General features: G+C 68.0%; 12 protein-coding genes. 6 read left to right on the top strand and 6 right to left on the bottom strand.

The features are described from left to right. The first annotated feature begins 319 nt into the window (after positions 1-319). The 5 genes from ACIPJY_RS15945 to ACIPJY_RS15965 all read left to right on the top strand — a co-directional run bounded on the left by ACIPJY_RS15945 (position 320) and on the right by ACIPJY_RS15965 (position 6,338). Positions 320-1,957: an ABC transporter substrate-binding protein gene (locus ACIPJY_RS15945; protein ID WP_400465666.1), complete on the top strand. Its 1,638-nt coding sequence runs from the start codon at positions 320-322 to the stop codon at positions 1,955-1,957. Positions 1,958-2,172: 215 nt separating this feature from the next. Continuing rightward, positions 2,173-3,102: an ABC transporter permease gene (locus ACIPJY_RS15950; RefSeq protein WP_123654126.1), complete on the top strand. Its 930-nt coding sequence runs from the start codon at positions 2,173-2,175 to the stop codon at positions 3,100-3,102. Further along, a complete protein-coding gene (locus tag ACIPJY_RS15955) occupies positions 3,092-4,042 on the top strand; it encodes an ABC transporter permease (RefSeq protein WP_400465669.1) in 951 nt (316 codons plus the stop codon). Before ACIPJY_RS15950 ends, ACIPJY_RS15955 begins: the two co-directional genes overlap by 11 nt. After that, positions 4,039-5,781, top strand: coding sequence for a dipeptide ABC transporter ATP-binding protein (locus ACIPJY_RS15960; RefSeq protein ID WP_400465672.1), 1,743 nt, complete (start codon positions 4,039-4,041; stop codon positions 5,779-5,781). The genes ACIPJY_RS15955 and ACIPJY_RS15960 overlap by 4 nt, the downstream gene beginning before the upstream one ends. Positions 5,782-5,843: 62 nt before the next feature. After that, a complete protein-coding gene (locus tag ACIPJY_RS15965) occupies positions 5,844-6,338 on the top strand; it encodes a PH domain-containing protein (RefSeq protein WP_400465675.1) in 495 nt (164 codons plus the stop codon). A gap of 153 nt (positions 6,339-6,491) precedes the next feature. Here the strand turns inward: ACIPJY_RS15965 and ACIPJY_RS15970 are convergent, their stop codons facing one another. The 3 genes from ACIPJY_RS15970 to ACIPJY_RS15980 are packed head-to-tail and all read right to left on the bottom strand — an operon-like array spanning position 6,492 to position 10,569. Beyond that, the gene (locus ACIPJY_RS15970) at positions 6,492-8,651 is read right to left on the bottom strand and encodes a dipeptide ABC transporter ATP-binding protein (protein ID WP_400465678.1); all 2,160 of its coding nucleotides are present in this window, start codon (positions 8,649-8,651) and stop codon (positions 6,492-6,494) included. Beyond that, positions 8,644-9,582 (bottom strand): ABC transporter permease, encoded by a 939-nt coding sequence (locus ACIPJY_RS15975; RefSeq protein WP_400465680.1) that lies wholly within the window; start codon positions 9,580-9,582, stop codon positions 8,644-8,646. Before ACIPJY_RS15975 ends, ACIPJY_RS15970 begins: the two co-directional genes overlap by 8 nt. A gap of 3 nt (positions 9,583-9,585) precedes the next feature. Next, entirely contained in the window at positions 9,586-10,569 is a 984-nt protein-coding gene (locus ACIPJY_RS15980) for an ABC transporter permease (RefSeq protein ID WP_400465683.1), read from the bottom strand. Positions 10,570-10,827: 258 nt separating this feature from the next. On the opposite strand from ACIPJY_RS15980, the gene ACIPJY_RS15985 reads away from it, so the two are divergent. Further along, positions 10,828-12,540, top strand: a complete 1,713-nt coding sequence (locus ACIPJY_RS15985; RefSeq protein WP_400465686.1) for an ABC transporter family substrate-binding protein — start codon at positions 10,828-10,830, stop codon at positions 12,538-12,540. Positions 12,541-12,647: 107 nt separating this feature from the next. Here the strand turns inward: ACIPJY_RS15985 and ACIPJY_RS15990 are convergent, their stop codons facing one another. The 3 genes from ACIPJY_RS15990 to ACIPJY_RS16000 form a co-directional block, all read right to left on the bottom strand. Continuing rightward, positions 12,648-13,217, bottom strand: a complete 570-nt coding sequence (locus ACIPJY_RS15990; protein WP_400465689.1) for a PH domain-containing protein — start codon at positions 13,215-13,217, stop codon at positions 12,648-12,650. A 273-nt stretch (positions 13,218-13,490) separates the two neighbouring features. Then, positions 13,491-13,970 (bottom strand): peroxiredoxin, encoded by a 480-nt coding sequence (locus ACIPJY_RS15995; protein ID WP_400465692.1) that lies wholly within the window; start codon positions 13,968-13,970, stop codon positions 13,491-13,493. A gap of 71 nt (positions 13,971-14,041) precedes the next feature. Beyond that, entirely contained in the window at positions 14,042-14,791 is a 750-nt protein-coding gene (locus ACIPJY_RS16000; RefSeq protein WP_400465695.1) for a CPBP family intramembrane glutamic endopeptidase, read from the bottom strand. Between the last annotated feature and the right edge of the window lie 54 nt (positions 14,792-14,845).

Here is a 14,845-nt window from a genome sequence, read left to right on the forward strand (position 1 = left end):
CGTCCCACTGGCGAGCACCTCCGGCCCCCGCAGACACGCGGAGCACGACGCTCGTGACATGACCCCCGAAGGAGTGGCACACTGCAACAAACCGTTCCGAGATGCAACGAAACCGATGCACATGCAACAAAACAGCATGTTGCGTGGTGAAACGCGGGTATCTTGCAGTCTCTCGCAAGGATCATGCAAGTTGGTTACCAGCGTGTAACCGTTCGGCCCAGGGTTTGGTGCGTTCTCAGCGCACTGCCTACAGTGCAAAGGTCAAACGCGCCTGGCGACACCTCTGTGCCCGGCGCGTCCCATGCACCAGGAGGAACCTTTGATCAAGAAGCGCGCTGGGCTCGCAGCCCTCGCCGTGCTCGGGGCCACAGCAATCGCCCTGGCCGGCTGCTCCAGCAACAGTGGTAGCAGCAGCAACAGTGACTCGAGCTCCGGCTCGACGAACGCGAGCGGCATCGTCACCACGAACGGCAGCGAGCCCCAGAACCCGCTCATCCCCTCGAACACCACCGAGACCGGTGGTGGCAAGATCATCAACTCGATCTTCGAGGGCCTCCGCTCCTACGACGCCGACGGCAAGCCGGTGAACGAGGTCGCGAAGAGCATCACCACGGACGACTCCAAGACGTTCGACATCAAGCTCAACTCGGGCTGGACCTTCACCAACGGTGAGAAGATCACGTCCGAGTCGTTCACGAAGGCGTGGAACTGGGCGGCGCAGAAGTCGAACGCCCAGGGCGCGAGCTACTACTTCGAGAACATCGAGGGCTACAACGCCGACGCCGACTCGAAGCTCACGGGCCTCAAGACGGTCAGCGACACCGAGTTCACGGTGACCCTGAAGTCGGCGCAGTCGGACTTCCCGCTCTCGCTCGGCTACTCGGCCTTCGTGCCGCTCCCCTCGGTCTTCTACGACGACACGAAGGCCTTCGGTGAGAACCCGATCGGCAACGGTCCGTACAAGCTCGACGGCAAGAGCGCCTGGACGCACAACACCGACATCAAGCTCGTCACCAACAAGGACTACGAGGGCAAGCGCAAGCCGAAGAACGGTGGTCTGACGATCACGTTCTACACCTCGCAGGACACCGCGTACTCCGACGCGCAGGGTGGCAACCTCGACATCCTCGACGCCGTCCCGGACTCGGCCTTCGCGAACTACAAGTCGGACTTCCCCGACTCGAACGTGAACCAGCCCGCGGCGATCTTCCAGGGCATCTACCTGCCCTACTACCTCGACCACTGGAAGGGCAAGGAAGGCGAACTCCGCCGCCAGGCCGTCTCGATGTCGATCAACCGCAAGCAGATCACCTCGAAGATCTTCGACGGCACCCGCACGGCGGCCAGCGACTTCACCTCGCCGGTCATCGACGGCTGGTCGAAGAACCTCGACGGCGCTGACGTGCTGAAGTACAACAAGTCCGAGGCCAAGAAGCTCTGGGCCGAAGCCGACGCGATCTCGCCGTACAACGACACCCTCACCATCTCGTACAACGCCGACGGCGGACACGAGGCGTGGGTGACCGCGGTCACGAACAGCATCTCGAACACCCTGGGCATCAAGGCCGAGGGCAAGGCGTACCCGACCTTCCAGGAAGCGCTGGACGTCCAGACGAACGACAAGCTCACGGGCGGCAGCCGCACCGGTTGGCAGGCCGACTACCCGTCGCTGTACAACTTCCTCGGCCCGACCATGGGTGAGGGCTCGTCGAACAACTACTCGCGCTACGCGTCGACCGAGTACAACGACCTGCTCAAGAAGGGTCAGTCGGCGGACAGCGTCGAGGCCGGCAACAAGATCTTCGACCAGGCCCAGGAGCTCCTGCTCAAGGACCTGCCGGAGATCCCGCTCTGGTACTCGAACGTGACCGGTGTCTGGTCCGCTGACAACGTGTCGAACGTCAAGTTCGGCTGGGACTCGGTGCCGCTGTACTACGACGTCGAGGTCAAGAAGTAACCAACTGAGAGCAGGTATCCTGCCTCAGCAGCACCACCGGACGGGGGTTCGGGAGCCAATGGCTCCCGAACCCCCGTACCGCGGCGGCACCACCTTCCCCACAACCCACAGCGGGCGCCGCCACCCGCGCCGGGCAACCGTGTCACCGCACGGAACGTCCACCCTGACGAAATGACTGTGATCCACATGCTCGCTCCGAACCAGGCGGAGATCTGATGCTCTGGTACCTCGGGAAGCGCCTCCTGCAGCTGATCCCCGTGTTCTTCGGTGCCACGTTCCTCATCTACTTCATGGTGTTCTCCCTCCCCGGAGACCCCATCGCAGCGCTCTTCGGCGACCACCAGCCGTCGCCGCAGGTGATCGAACAGATCCGCGCGCAGTACAACCTCGACAAGCCGTTCATCATCCAGTACCTGCTCTGGATCGGCGGCGTGTTCCGCGGCGACCTCGGGATGACCTACTCGGGCATCCCGGTCAGCCAGCAGCTCGCGCAGGCCTTCCCGATCACGGCCCGGCTCGCGATCCTGTCGCTCGTCTTCGAGGCCGTCGCCGGCATCGTCGTCGGTGTCATCGCGGGCCTCAAGAAGGGCAAGTGGTTCGACGCCACCGCGCTCGTCGTGTCGCTGCTGCTCATCTCGGTCCCGACGTTCGTGGTCGGCTTCGTGCTGCAGTACGTGTTCGGCATCAACCTCGGCCTGTTCCGCGTGACGGTCTCCGGTGACGCGCCGTGGTCGGAGCTCGTGCTCCCGGCGATCGTGCTCGCCTCGGTGTCGTTCGCGTACATCGTGCGTCTGACCCGTGCGAGCATCGCGGAGAACATGAGCGCCGACTTCGTCCGCACCGCGACGGCGAAGGGCCTCCCGCGTCGCCGCGTGATCGGTGTGCACATCTTCCGGAACTCGCTCATCCCGGTCGTGACCTACCTCGGCATCGACATCGGCAACCTGATGGTCGGCGCGATCGTGACCGAGGGCATCTTCAACATCCACGGCGTCGGCGGCACGGTCTACCAGGCCGTCAAGCTCGGCCAGGGCCCCACCGTGGTGTCCTTCGTCGCCGTGATGGTCATCATCTTCATGCTCGCCAACCTCCTGGTCGACCTGCTGTACGCCGTCCTGGACCCGAGGATCCGCTATGCCAAGTAACACCGAATCGCGCTCGGCGACGCACTACGTCGCGCCGCTCGAGGAGACGCCGCTCCAGGCGATCGACAACGTCAACGAGGACGAGAAGGCACGGTCGCTCTGGACCGACGCCTGGGAGTCCATGCGGACCCGTCCGACGTTCTGGGTCTCGTCGATCCTGATCGTCCTGATCATCGTCGTCGCGGTGTTCCCCGGGCTGTTCACGCACATCGACCCGCGTGCCTCGAACCTCAACAACAGCGACGAGGGTCCACGCGCCGGACACATCCTCGGCTTCACGCGACAGGGCTACGACACGTACGCCCGCGTGATCTGGGGTGCCCGCAACTCGCTGATCGTCGGCATCGTCGCGACCGTCCTGGTGTCGATCGTCGGCATCGTGATCGGTGCGCTGGCCGGCTTCTTCGGCGGCTGGCTGGACACGATCGTGTCCCGCATCGGTGACATCTTCTTCTCGATCCCCACCGTCCTCGGTGCGATCGTGATCATGTCGGTGATCCCGGCCCGCAACGCCCTGACGGTGTCGCTGGTGCTGGCGGCGTTCGCATGGCCCCAGATCGCCCGCATCATGCGTGGCGCCGTGCTCAGCGCGAAGCAGGCCGACTACGTCACCGCCTCGGCGGCGCTCGGGGTCAGCCGGATGAAGACGCTGGTCCGCCACGTCATCCCGAACTCGCTCGCTCCGGTCATCGTGGTGGCGACCGTGTCGCTCGGCACGTTCATCGTCGCCGAGGCGACCCTGTCGTTCCTCGGCATCGGGCTGCCGCCGTCGGCGCTCAGCTGGGGCCTCGACATCGGCGCCGCGCAGTCCTCCATCCGGACGAACCCGGCGACGATCTTCTGGCCGTCCGCCGCGCTGTCCATCACCGTGCTCGCGTTCCTCCTCCTCGGTGACGTGGTCCGCGACGCACTCGACCCGAAGGCGAGGGCCCGCCGATGAGCGAGACTCTGACCGAGACGACGGCCCGTCGCGCCGGCAACAGCGGCGCCCCGCTCCTCGAGATCTCCGGGCTCCAGATCGGCTTCAAGACCCAGAGCGGGTTCGTCCAGGCCGTCCGCGGTGTCGACTTCACCCTCGAGCAGGGCGAACGCCTGGCGATCGTGGGCGAGTCCGGCTCCGGCAAGTCGACGAGCGCCCAGGCGATCATCAAGCTGCTGCCCGGCGCCGGCGAGGTCACCGGCGGGTCGATCAAGTTCAACGGTCGCGAGCTCGTCGGCCTCTCCGACAAGGAGATGTCCGAGATCCGCGGCAAGGAGATCGGCTACGTCCCGCAGGACCCGATGTCGAACCTCAACCCGCTGTGGACCATCGGGTTCCAGGTCGAGGAAGCGATCCGCGCGAACGGCATGGCCGTCGGCAAGAAGGCCGTCCGCGAGCGCGCGATCGAGGTCCTGAAGGAAGCCGGGCTCGGCGACGCCGCGAACCGCCTGAAGCAGTACCCGCACGAGTTCTCCGGCGGCATGCGGCAGCGCGTGCTCATCGGCATCGGTCTGTCGAGCCGCCCGCAGCTGCTCATCGCGGACGAGCCGACCAGCGCGCTCGACGTCACCGTGCAGCGCGTCATCCTCGACCACCTCGAGACCCTGACGCGCGACTTCGGCACCAGCGTGCTGTTCATCACGCACGACCTCGGCCTCGCCGCCGAGCGTGCGGAGAAGCTCGTCGTGATGTACAAGGGCCAGGTCGTCGAGGCGGGGCCGTCGAAGGAGATCCTCGGCAACCCGCAGCACCCCTACACGCAGCGCCTCGTGGCCGCGGCACCCTCGCTCGCGAGCCGTCGCATCCAGTCGAAGGTCCAGCACGAGCGGGTCGACATCGCGGACGCCGGCAGCGACGACGCCGAGCTGATCGCCCGCGCCCAGGAGCGCGAGCACCAGCCGACGAAGGACCTCATCGTGGTGAAGAACCTCGAGAAGGTCTACAAGCTGCGTGGCAAGAACCTCGCGAGCCGCGAGCTGAAGGCCGTCGACGACGTGTCGTTCTCGATCCCGAAGGGCACCACCACGGCGCTCGTCGGCGAGTCCGGCTCGGGCAAGTCCACGGTCGCCAAGCTCGTCCTCCAGCTCGAGGGCATCACGAGCGGCAGCGTGCAGTTCGACGGCATCGACATCGGCGCGCTGAAGGGCAAGGAGCTCTTCGACTTCCGCCGTCGTGTGCAGCCGGTCTTCCAGGACCCCTACGGCTCCCTCGACCCGATGTACAACGTCGGGAACACGATCGCCGAGCCGCTCGTCACGCACCACATCGGGGACAAGGCCTCGCGCCGGGCCCGGGTGCGGGAGCTCCTCGACCAGGTGGCCCTGCCGTCGTCGATGGTGAACCGCTACCCGAACGAGCTCTCCGGCGGACAGCGGCAGCGCATCGCCGTCGCCCGTGCGCTGGCGCTGAAGCCCGAGGTCATCGTGCTCGACGAGGCGGTCTCCGCCCTCGACGTGCTCGTCCAGGGCCAGATCCTCGACCTGCTCACGGAGCTGCAGTCGGAGCTCGGCCTGACCTACCTGTTCATCACGCACGACCTCGCGGTCGTCCGCCTCGTCGCGGACAACGTGTGCGTGATGCGCAAGGGCCAGATCGTGGAGAAGGCGACGACCGACGAGGTCTTCGCCAACCCGCGTGAGCAGTACACCAGGGACCTCCTCGCGGCGATCCCGGGTGCGTCCTTCGAGTTCGGGCGCTGATCGACCTGACGAACGACGAGGCCGGACGACCGATCGTCCTCCGCGGTGGCCGCGGGGGACTGGTGTCGTCCGGCCTCCTCGCGTTCCTGGGGCTCGCGCTGCTCGTCGACGCGGCGGTCCGCGGCAGCTGGGACGTGGTCCTGCACGCCCTCGGACCCATCGCCGTGCTGGTCTGGGGCGTCTGGCTGCTCATGGTGCGGCCGTCCGTGCGGGTGGCCGCCGACGCGCTCACGGTGGTCAACCCGCTCCGGGTCACCGTGGTGCCCTGGGGTGCGGTCGCCGACGTCCGGATGCGGTACCAGATCGTCGTGGAGACGACCGAGCCGCGGAAGCTGACCTGCTGGGGCGGCCCGACCCTGCCCCGGCCGAAGCCGGCGCGGCGCGGCGAACGACCCGTGATGCCGACGTCCGGTGAGCTGAACGCGGTCCTCGACGCCTGGGCGGTCGCCCGCGACCGCGGCGCGCCCGCGGGCGACGTGGTGCGCGCGTGGGACCGGAGCGCCCTCGCCACCGGCGTGGTCGCCGTGCTCCTGCTGGTCCTCGCCCTGGTCGCCTGACCGGGACGCGTCACGTCTCCACCTGACGGACGGGAGGCTCCGCACCGGTCCGGTGCGGAGCCTCTCCCCATCGGCACGGCCGGTTCGCCGCTGGCGCGTCGTACCGGAACCGGCGATGTGGGCCCAGTCCGTCAGGTGGCGACGTGAGCGGTACTACACGGCCGCCACTGCGCGTTGCGTGAGCAGGTCGTTCTGGTCGGTCTGCACGCACGCGACACCGCGGCCGTGCACGGCCTGCAGAGCCGGGTCGATGGTGCGGCACTGCTCCTGCCGGGTCTCGTCGAGGAGCTGGTACAGCGGGCAGCGGGTCCGGAACCGGCAGCCGTCCACACGCTCGGTCGGCGACGGCAGGTCGCCCTCGAGCAGGATCCGGCCACGGGCCGCCTCGGCGTCCGGGTCGGGGACGGGCACCGCGGAGAGCAGCGCACGGGTGTACGGGTGCTGCGGGTCGTCGAAGACCAGGTCGCCGTCGCCGTACTCGACGATGCGGCCGAGGTACATCACGGCGACGTCGTCGGCGATGTGCCGGACGACGGAGAGGTCGTGCGCGACGAACAGGTACGACAGGCCGAGGCGGTGCTTCAGGTCCTCGAGCAGGTTGATCACGCCCGCCTGCACCGACACGTCGAGCGCGGAGACGGGTTCGTCGAGCACCAGGATCTTCGGTTCGACGATGAGCGCCCTGGCGATCCCGATGCGCTGGCGCTGACCGCCGGAGAACTCGTGCGGGAACCGGTCGATGTAGCTCGGCTCGAGCCCGACCAGCGCCAGGGAGTCCTGCACCCGGCGGCGGATCTCGTCCTTCGGGACGCCCTGCACGGTGAGCGGTTCGCCGATCACCGACCCGATGTCGAGTCGGGGGTCGAGCGATGCCATCGGGTCCTGGAAGACGACCTGGATGTCGCTCCGGAGCGCCAGGCGGTCGCGCTTGCTCAGCGTCGCAGTGTCCACGCCGTTCACCGTGATGGTGCCCTGCTGGGCGCCGGCGAGCTCGAGGATCTCCATGATCGTCGTCGTCTTGCCGCAGCCGGACTCGCCGACCAGGCCGAGGACCTTGCCGCGCTTGAGCTCGAGCGAGATGCCGTCCACCGCGTGCACCTCGCCGATCCGCCGGCGGAAGACCGCGCCCTTGGTGAGCGGGAAGGTCTTCACGACGTCGTCGAGGCGCAGGACCACGTCGTCGCCGTGGTCGGTCGCCGCTTCCTCGATCTCCTCCGGGCGGGGGAAGATCTCGGAGCGCTCGAGCGTGCCGGCGGCGATCTCGTCCCGGCGGATGCAGGCGGCGGTGTGGTCGGGCAGCACGGCTGGGGCCGCGACCATCGCGCCGGTGGCGGCGTCGGCCGTGGAACCGGCGATCGAACCGGCGCCGGCGTTCGTGATGCTCGGGGCGAGCAGTGCCGGTTCGCCGTCGCGGCAGGCGTCGATCGCGGCGGGGCAGCGGTCCGCGAAGGGGCAGCCCGTCGGCTGCTGGGTGAGGAGCGGCGGGCGGCCCTCGAGCGGCACGAGGCGTTCGGTGCGCGGAGCCGACATGTTCGGCATCGAGCGGAGCAGGCCGATCGTGTACGGCATCACCGGCTCGCGGAACAGCGTCTGCACCGGGGCGGTCTCGACGATCCGGCCCGCGTACATCACGGCGACCCGGTCGGCGTTGCCCGCGACGACACCGAGGTCGTGGGTGATCAGCACCACGGCGGCGCCGGTCATCTCCTTGGCGGTCTGCAGGACGTCGAGGATCTGCGCCTGGATCGTCACGTCGAGCGCGGTCGTCGGCTCGTCGGCGATGATCAGCTTCGGGTCGTTCGCGATCGCGATCGCGATCATCGCGCGCTGCCGCATGCCGCCGGAGAACTCGTGCGGGAACGCGTCGAGGCGCCTGGCCGGGTTCGGGATGCCGACGACGCGCAGGAGTTCCTCCGCACGGGTGCGGGCAGCGTGCGCGGTCAGGGACCGGTCGTGCAGACGGAGTCCCTCGACGATCTGCTGGCCGATCGTGTACACGGGCGTGAGTGCGGACAGCGGGTCCTGGAACACCATCGCGATGTCCCGGCCGCGGAGCTTCGACATCTCGCGGTCGTTCAGGCCGACGAGCTCCTGGCCGTCGTACGTGATGCTGCCGCCGACCTTCGCGGACGAGGGCAGCAGGCCCATCACGGCCATCGAGGACACCGACTTGCCGGAGCCCGACTCACCGACGATGCCGAGGAACTCGCCCTGCCGGACCTCGTAGTCGACGCCGCGGACCGCGTAGACCGGCTTGGAGTTCGCGTTGAACGTGACGGAGAGGTCGGAGACGGAGAGCAGGGGGTCAGTCACGATTGGCTCCGGAGGTGGGGTCGATGGCGTCGCGCAGGGCGTCGCCGAGCAGGCTCGTGGACAGGACGGTGGCGACGAGCGTCGCGGCGGGCAGGACGAACAGCCACGGCCGGGTCACCGCCGACTGGCTGCCAGCGGCGAGCAGCGTGCCGAGCGAGACGTCCGGCACCTGGATGCCGAAGCCGAAGAAGCTCAGCGTGCTCTCCGCCAGGATCATCGCGCCGACGCCGAGGGTCGCGTCGATGATCAGCAGCGACGCCACGTTCGGCAGGATGTGCCGCCGGATGATCGTGAGCGACGGGACGCCCATGAAGCGCGCGGCCTTGACGTAGTCCCGCTCGCGCAGGGACATCGTCTGCCCGCGGATCACCCGGGCCATGATCATCCAGTTGAAGATCGCGAGCCCGACGATGAGCGCCACCCAGGTGAGGTTCTTGAACACCGGGCTGAGGAGCACCAGGGCGTAGAACGACGGGATGACGAGCAGCAGGTCGATCGCCCAGACGATGGCCCGGTCCGCGAAGCCGCCGAAGTACCCGGCGATCGCGCCGATGATCCCGGCGATCAGGGTCGATCCGGGGCCGGCGATGAGGCCGATGAGCAGCGACTTCTGCAGGCCGACGAGCGTCTGCGCGTAGATGTCCTGGCCGATGTCGTTCGTCCCGAACCAGTGCGACGCGCTCGGGCCCATGCCGAAGGCGAGCCCGTCGGAGTCCACCGAGTTCCAGTGGTAGAGCAGCGGGCCGACGAAGGCCCACAGGATGATGAGGACGAGTGCCGTCGCACCGATCCGGGCGCGCCAGGTGCCGAGCACCTTCCGCCAGAACGGGACGCGCCGGCTGGTGGCGTCGACGACGTGCGCGGGCACACCGGCGTTGCCGTCACCCGGGTCGCCGGCGGTGGTCGTGGTGGTGGGGTCGAGAAGCGACACGGGTCACACCCTCACTCGCGGGTCGAGTGCCGCGTACAGGAGATCGGCGAGCGTCCCGGCGATGAGCACGAGGATCGCCGTGAACAGGATCGTCCCGGCCGCTGCGTTGACGTCGTTGTTGGTGATGCTGGTGACGAAGTACTCGCCCATCCCGTGCCAGCTGAACACGAGCTCCGTGACGCTCGCGCCGGTCAGGATCAGACCGAACGAGTACGCGAAGAACGTGGACATCGGGATGAGCGCGACCCGGACACCGTGCCGCATGATCGCCGAGCCGCGGGTGCGGCCCTTCGAGCGGGCGGTGCGGATGAAGTCGTTCGACAGGACGTCGAGCATCGCCGAGCGCTGGTAGCGGGAGTAGCTGGCGATCGCGCCGATGGTGAGCGAGATCGTGGGGAGCAGCAGGTGCACCAGGCGGTCGCCGAGGTTGGCGAAGAAGCCGCCGCCGTACCCGGGTGTGTACTCGCCGGTGAAGCGGATCACCTGCGTCCCGACCGCGCTGTTCAGGCCGGTGGCGAGGATCATCAGGACGACCGCGATCACGAACACCGGCGTCGCGAGGACCGCGAACGACAGGTACGTCGAGACCTGGTCGGAGGTCTTGTACTGCCGGACGGCGTTCCAGACGCCGAGCAGGACACCGAGGACCGCCCCGAGCAGGGCGCCGATGATGAGCAGGCGCAGGCTCGTCCCGGACCGGGAGATGATGTCCGCCGTCACCTCGGTGCTGCGGGTGCTGATCCCGAGCGACCCGTGCGTGACGAGGTCCACCCACCAGTTCCAGGTCCGGACCAGGACGGGCACACCGGGGTCCGCACCGAGCTTCGCGAGCGAGGCGTCGATCGTGTTCTGCGGGACCGGGGGATTGCGGCCGTAGAAGCGTGCTGCCGGATTGAGCGTCGTACTGGCCAGGATGTATCCGAGCGTCGTCGCGACGATCGTCAGGATCACGTAGTTGACGATCCGTTTCGCGATGAATGCGAGCATTGGCGGTTCCCAGGGTCGATTGACCGTCCGGCCGGACGGCGCTGTCGGTGGGGACAGCGTAGTCGCCTCCAAGACGTGCTCAGGACGACGGGCGCAACGCTAGACAACGACTGTTACGGGCTTGTTTCGATTCCGTACGACCATTCACCGCAACGGCCCAGGTGTGGCTAGGGTCAACTCCCAACAGCCACGGCGACGGGGGTCGCCGTGTTCAGCGCGATCTGCGCGAAACAACGAAAGGGAATCCTCGCCATGCGAATGAGGATGAAGACAACGGCCGTGCTCGCCGTCGCGGCGGCTTCGGCCATCGTGCTCGCGGGCTGCTCCGGCGGCGGGACGGCGGGCAACGACAGCTCGGCCGTCGCGACGTCGTCACTGAAGTCGACGGGGTGGACCACCGCCGACCGCGACTCGGTCAAGGACGGCGGTTCGCTCACGCTGCCGATCGACTCGGCGCCGGCGAACTGGCAGATCAGCAACCTGGACTCCGGCACGGTCGACGACCAGACGATCGCCGGCACCTACCTCCCGAGCTTCATCCAGTTCAAGGAGAACGGTGAGTGGGAGGCGAACAAGGACTACGTCGACTCGATCAAGCTGACGAAGGACTCGCCCCAGACCGTCGAGATCAAGATCAACCCGAAGGCGGTCTGGTCCGACGGCACCCCGATCACCGAGAAGGACGTCGAGGCCAACTGGAAGGCGCTCAACGGCACGAACGAGGCGTTCGCCCCGCTCGCCACGAACGTCTGGGAAGACGTCGACTCGGTCAAGCAGGGCTCCAGCGCCCAGGACGTCCTCATCACCTTCTCGAAGGTGAACGCGGACTGGCCGTCGGTCTTCTCCACGATCTACCCGTACTGGGCGGTCGACACCCCCGACCACTTCAACAAGGCGTGGGCCAAGGGCCCGTACGCGGCCGACGGCAAGACCTACGTCTCGGGCGGCCCGTACATCGTCAAGTCCTTCGACGCCAACGGCGGCGTCGTGACGTTCGAGAAGAACGCCAAGTGGTGGGGCGACGAGCCCAAGCTCGACACGATCATCTTCAAGACGGTCTCCCGTGACGGTGTCGCCCAGGCGTACGCCAACAAGGAGCTCGACGCCTTCAACCTGAACGGCAGCGCGGACAACTACAAGACCGCGAACTCCCGCTCGGACTCGAAGATCGAGCGCTCGCTCGGCACCACCCAGCGGCAGATCACGCTGAACGGCACCGCCGACGTCTTCAAGGACGCCGAGGTCCGTCAGGCCTTCGCGCAGGCGATCAACCGCAAGGTCCTCTCGCAGGCGATCCTGTCGCCGGTGAAGAGCCCCGGTGGCGTGCTGAACAGCCTCACCTACCTGCCCGGTCAGAAGGGCTACACCGACCACGTGACGAGCGTGTACGGCTACAGCACCGACAAGGCGAAGTCGAAGCTCGAGGACGCTGGCTACAAGATCGGCTCGGACGGCTACGCGACCAAGGGCGGCAAGACGCTCGAGGTCCGGTTCGTGATCCCCTCGGACAACCCGAACTCGGCCAACATCGCGCAGCTCGTGCAGCAGCAGACGAAGGCCGCTGGGTTCAAGGTGACGATCGACACCGTCCCGACCGACGACTTCTTCACGAAGTACATCACCACGACGACCCGTGACTTCGACGCGACGTACTTCGCGTGGCAGGGCACGCCGTTCCCGGTGTCCTCGCTGAAGTCGATCTACTACCCGGCCGACGCCGGCCAGAACTACACCGGCGTGACGGACTCGTCGCTCGGTGCGGCCTGGGACAAGGCGAACGCCGAGCTCGACGCGACCAAGCGCATCGCCGACGCGAACGCGATCGACAAGAAGATCGTCAAGGTCGCCGGCACCATCCCGCTGTTCGCCGAGCCCTACGCCTGGGGTGTGCGGAAGGACCTCGTGAACTACGGTCCGGCACAGTTCCAGCAGTACTCGGTGAAGTGGCAGGACGTGGGCTACAAGAAGTAACCACCGCGGAGGAAGTCGGATCGCGCGCAGGAGGTCGTTTCTTTCGACCGCCTCCGCGCGATTCGGCTTTCCGGTGCGAGGACGACTTTCCCGTGCGAGCGTGATGCTCAGAGGCGGGCGGCGGCGAGCGACGCCGCGATGCCGAGGACGATCATCGCGAGGACCGACCAGCCGTGCACCCGGTGCGTGATCGGCTGCCGTGCCACCGTCGCCGGCGGCGGGCCGTCCTGCGGGACGGCCTCGGGGACGAAGGCGAGCACCTCGGCGGCCGCGGCGTCGACGCTCACCGGCACCGAGCCTCCCGGCCGGTCGACGCGCAGGCGTGCCGTCGGCCGCGGCGCGATCCACGTGCGCCGGTCGGGTTCGTTCGACTGGACCTCGAGACCGTAGGTCGTCCGCACCCCGGTGACCCGCGGCCAGGCGTAGGTGGAGGTCCGCCGGACGTCGACGACGACGAGCGCCTCGGGAGTGAGCTCGAGGCGGGGACGCCAGAGGACGGCCCAGGCGACGAACGCGATGAACACGCTCGGCACGGGGACGAGCCACGCCGAGGTGTCCCCACGGCCGACGAACCCCAGGACGAGCAGCACGACCGCGACGACCCACAGCACGACGGCGAGGGTCCGCATTCCGGGGGCGACGATCCGAGCGGGTTCGGGCGTGGGGGCGTCGCGCATGGGCTCAATCGTAGGAGAGCGCAGGTGCGCGCCGTGCGAGCGTGGCGGGTGCGCGACCCGCAGGAGTGCGAGTGCCTCCCCGGGAACGTCGGCTGAGCGGACGTGAAACGCCTGGCGCGTACCAGCTGACGACCCGATTTCCCGGGGAGGCCGATCCATCACGGTTCTCTCGTACCCACAGGGTCCAGGACTCCCGGTCGAGAGTCAATACCCCAAGCGAAGAAAAAACGACAATCGACACGCCGAGTTCCCCGGAAAAAGATGCGTACGTACCTACCCGACGAGCAACTCGATCTGTTCGCGGATCGCGTCGGCCTTCGGGAACCGCAGTCCGACGAGTCCGACGTGCCGCCACCGCACGATGCCGTCCGGGCCGATCACGAACACGGACCGCCGGAGCCCGATGCCCGGGACGTTCAGCCCGTGGTCGCGGATCACGGTGCCGGACGCGTCGCTCAGCAGCGGGAAGGTCAGTGACGAGCCGCGGGCGAAGGCCTCGTGCGAGTCGAGTGCCTGCGGGCTGATGCCCCACACGACGGCGCCGAGGTCGCCGAAGTCGTCGAGTTCCTCCTGGTAGCTGCAGAGCTGGGCCGTGCACACCGGGGTGGCGTCGCCCGGGTAGAAGGCGAGCACGAGCGTTCGGCCGATCGCGGAGTCGGTGGCGTACTCGCCGTCGGTACGCACCCCGTCGCGGACGATCATGCCGGGCAGGGTGAACCTCGGTGCCGGATCGCCGACCGCGGGGATGCTCATGTGCTCACGGTAGGGCCGGGGGAGGAGAGGCGGCCCTCGCCGCGCTGTGCGCGGGCTGTGGGTCGCGGCGATCAGGAGAAGAGCTGCGGGAACGCGTGCGCCACCCACGGGTAGCCGACGAACACGGCGGCGTCGAGCAGGCAGTGCGTCACGATCAGGGGCATCAGGCGTCCCCACTTCGTGTAGATCCACCCGAACGCGATGCCCATCACGGCGTTCCCGACGAACGCGCCGAAGCCCTGGTAGAGGTGGTAGCTCCCGCGCAGCACCGCGGTGGACAGGATGACCTGCCACCGGCCCCACCCGATCTCGCCGAGCCGGGCGTACAGGTACCCGACGACGATCACCTCTTCCTGCAGCCCGGACCGGACCGCCGAGAGCAGCAGCACCGGGATCGTCCACCAGTAGGAGTCGAGCGCCGCCGGGTTCACGTTCACGGTGAACCCGAGCGCGCGGCCCGTGAAGTACAGCGCCAGGCCGGGGATCCCGATGCACAGCGCGATGAGGACCGGCCCGCCGAGGTCCGGCTTCACGCGGAACCGGTCGATGCCGAGCCGCTCCAGGTGCGGGCGGGTGGTCGACCAGAGCAGGTAGCAGACCAGCGCCACCGGGGCCAGGTCCACCGCGATGCCGACGAGCTGCCGCGCGAGGTCGACGTACTGCACGGTGGTCGTCGACGAGTTCAGCGCCGTGGACTGCTGTCCGAGCGGGGTCGTCTGCGACAGGTCGTCGATGATCTGCAGCACCGAGTACAGCGCGCTCCCGCCGAGCGAGAGCATCAGGACGATCGTGATCTCGATCCACGTTCGCCGTCGGCTCATCTGCAGTACTCCTGTCGGTTGCGAACTACCGGTAGACTGGCGTGTCGGGCGTTC

Origin of the sequence: Curtobacterium sp. NPDC090223 (assembly GCF_044746585.1) — a bacterium.
Taxonomy (GTDB): Bacteria; Actinomycetota; Actinomycetes; order Actinomycetales; family Microbacteriaceae; genus Curtobacterium.

Coding starts and splice junctions, on each gene's coding strand:
- ACIPJY_RS15980 (WP_400465683.1), bottom strand. CDS start 10,569: ATGCTCGCATTCATCGCGAAACGGATCGTCAACTACGTGATCCTGACG.
- ACIPJY_RS15960 (WP_400465672.1), top strand. CDS start 4,039: ATGAGCGAGACTCTGACCGAGACGACGGCCCGTCGCGCCGGCAACAGC.
- ACIPJY_RS15950 (WP_123654126.1), top strand. CDS start 2,173: ATGCTCTGGTACCTCGGGAAGCGCCTCCTGCAGCTGATCCCCGTGTTC.
- ACIPJY_RS15955 (WP_400465669.1), top strand. CDS start 3,092: ATGCCAAGTAACACCGAATCGCGCTCGGCGACGCACTACGTCGCGCCG.
- ACIPJY_RS16000 (WP_400465695.1), bottom strand. CDS start 14,791: ATGAGCCGACGGCGAACGTGGATCGAGATCACGATCGTCCTGATGCTC.
- ACIPJY_RS15995 (WP_400465692.1), bottom strand. CDS start 13,970: ATGAGCATCCCCGCGGTCGGCGATCCGGCACCGAGGTTCACCCTGCCC.
- ACIPJY_RS15985 (WP_400465686.1), top strand. CDS start 10,828: ATGAGGATGAAGACAACGGCCGTGCTCGCCGTCGCGGCGGCTTCGGCC.
- ACIPJY_RS15990 (WP_400465689.1), bottom strand. CDS start 13,217: ATGCGCGACGCCCCCACGCCCGAACCCGCTCGGATCGTCGCCCCCGGA.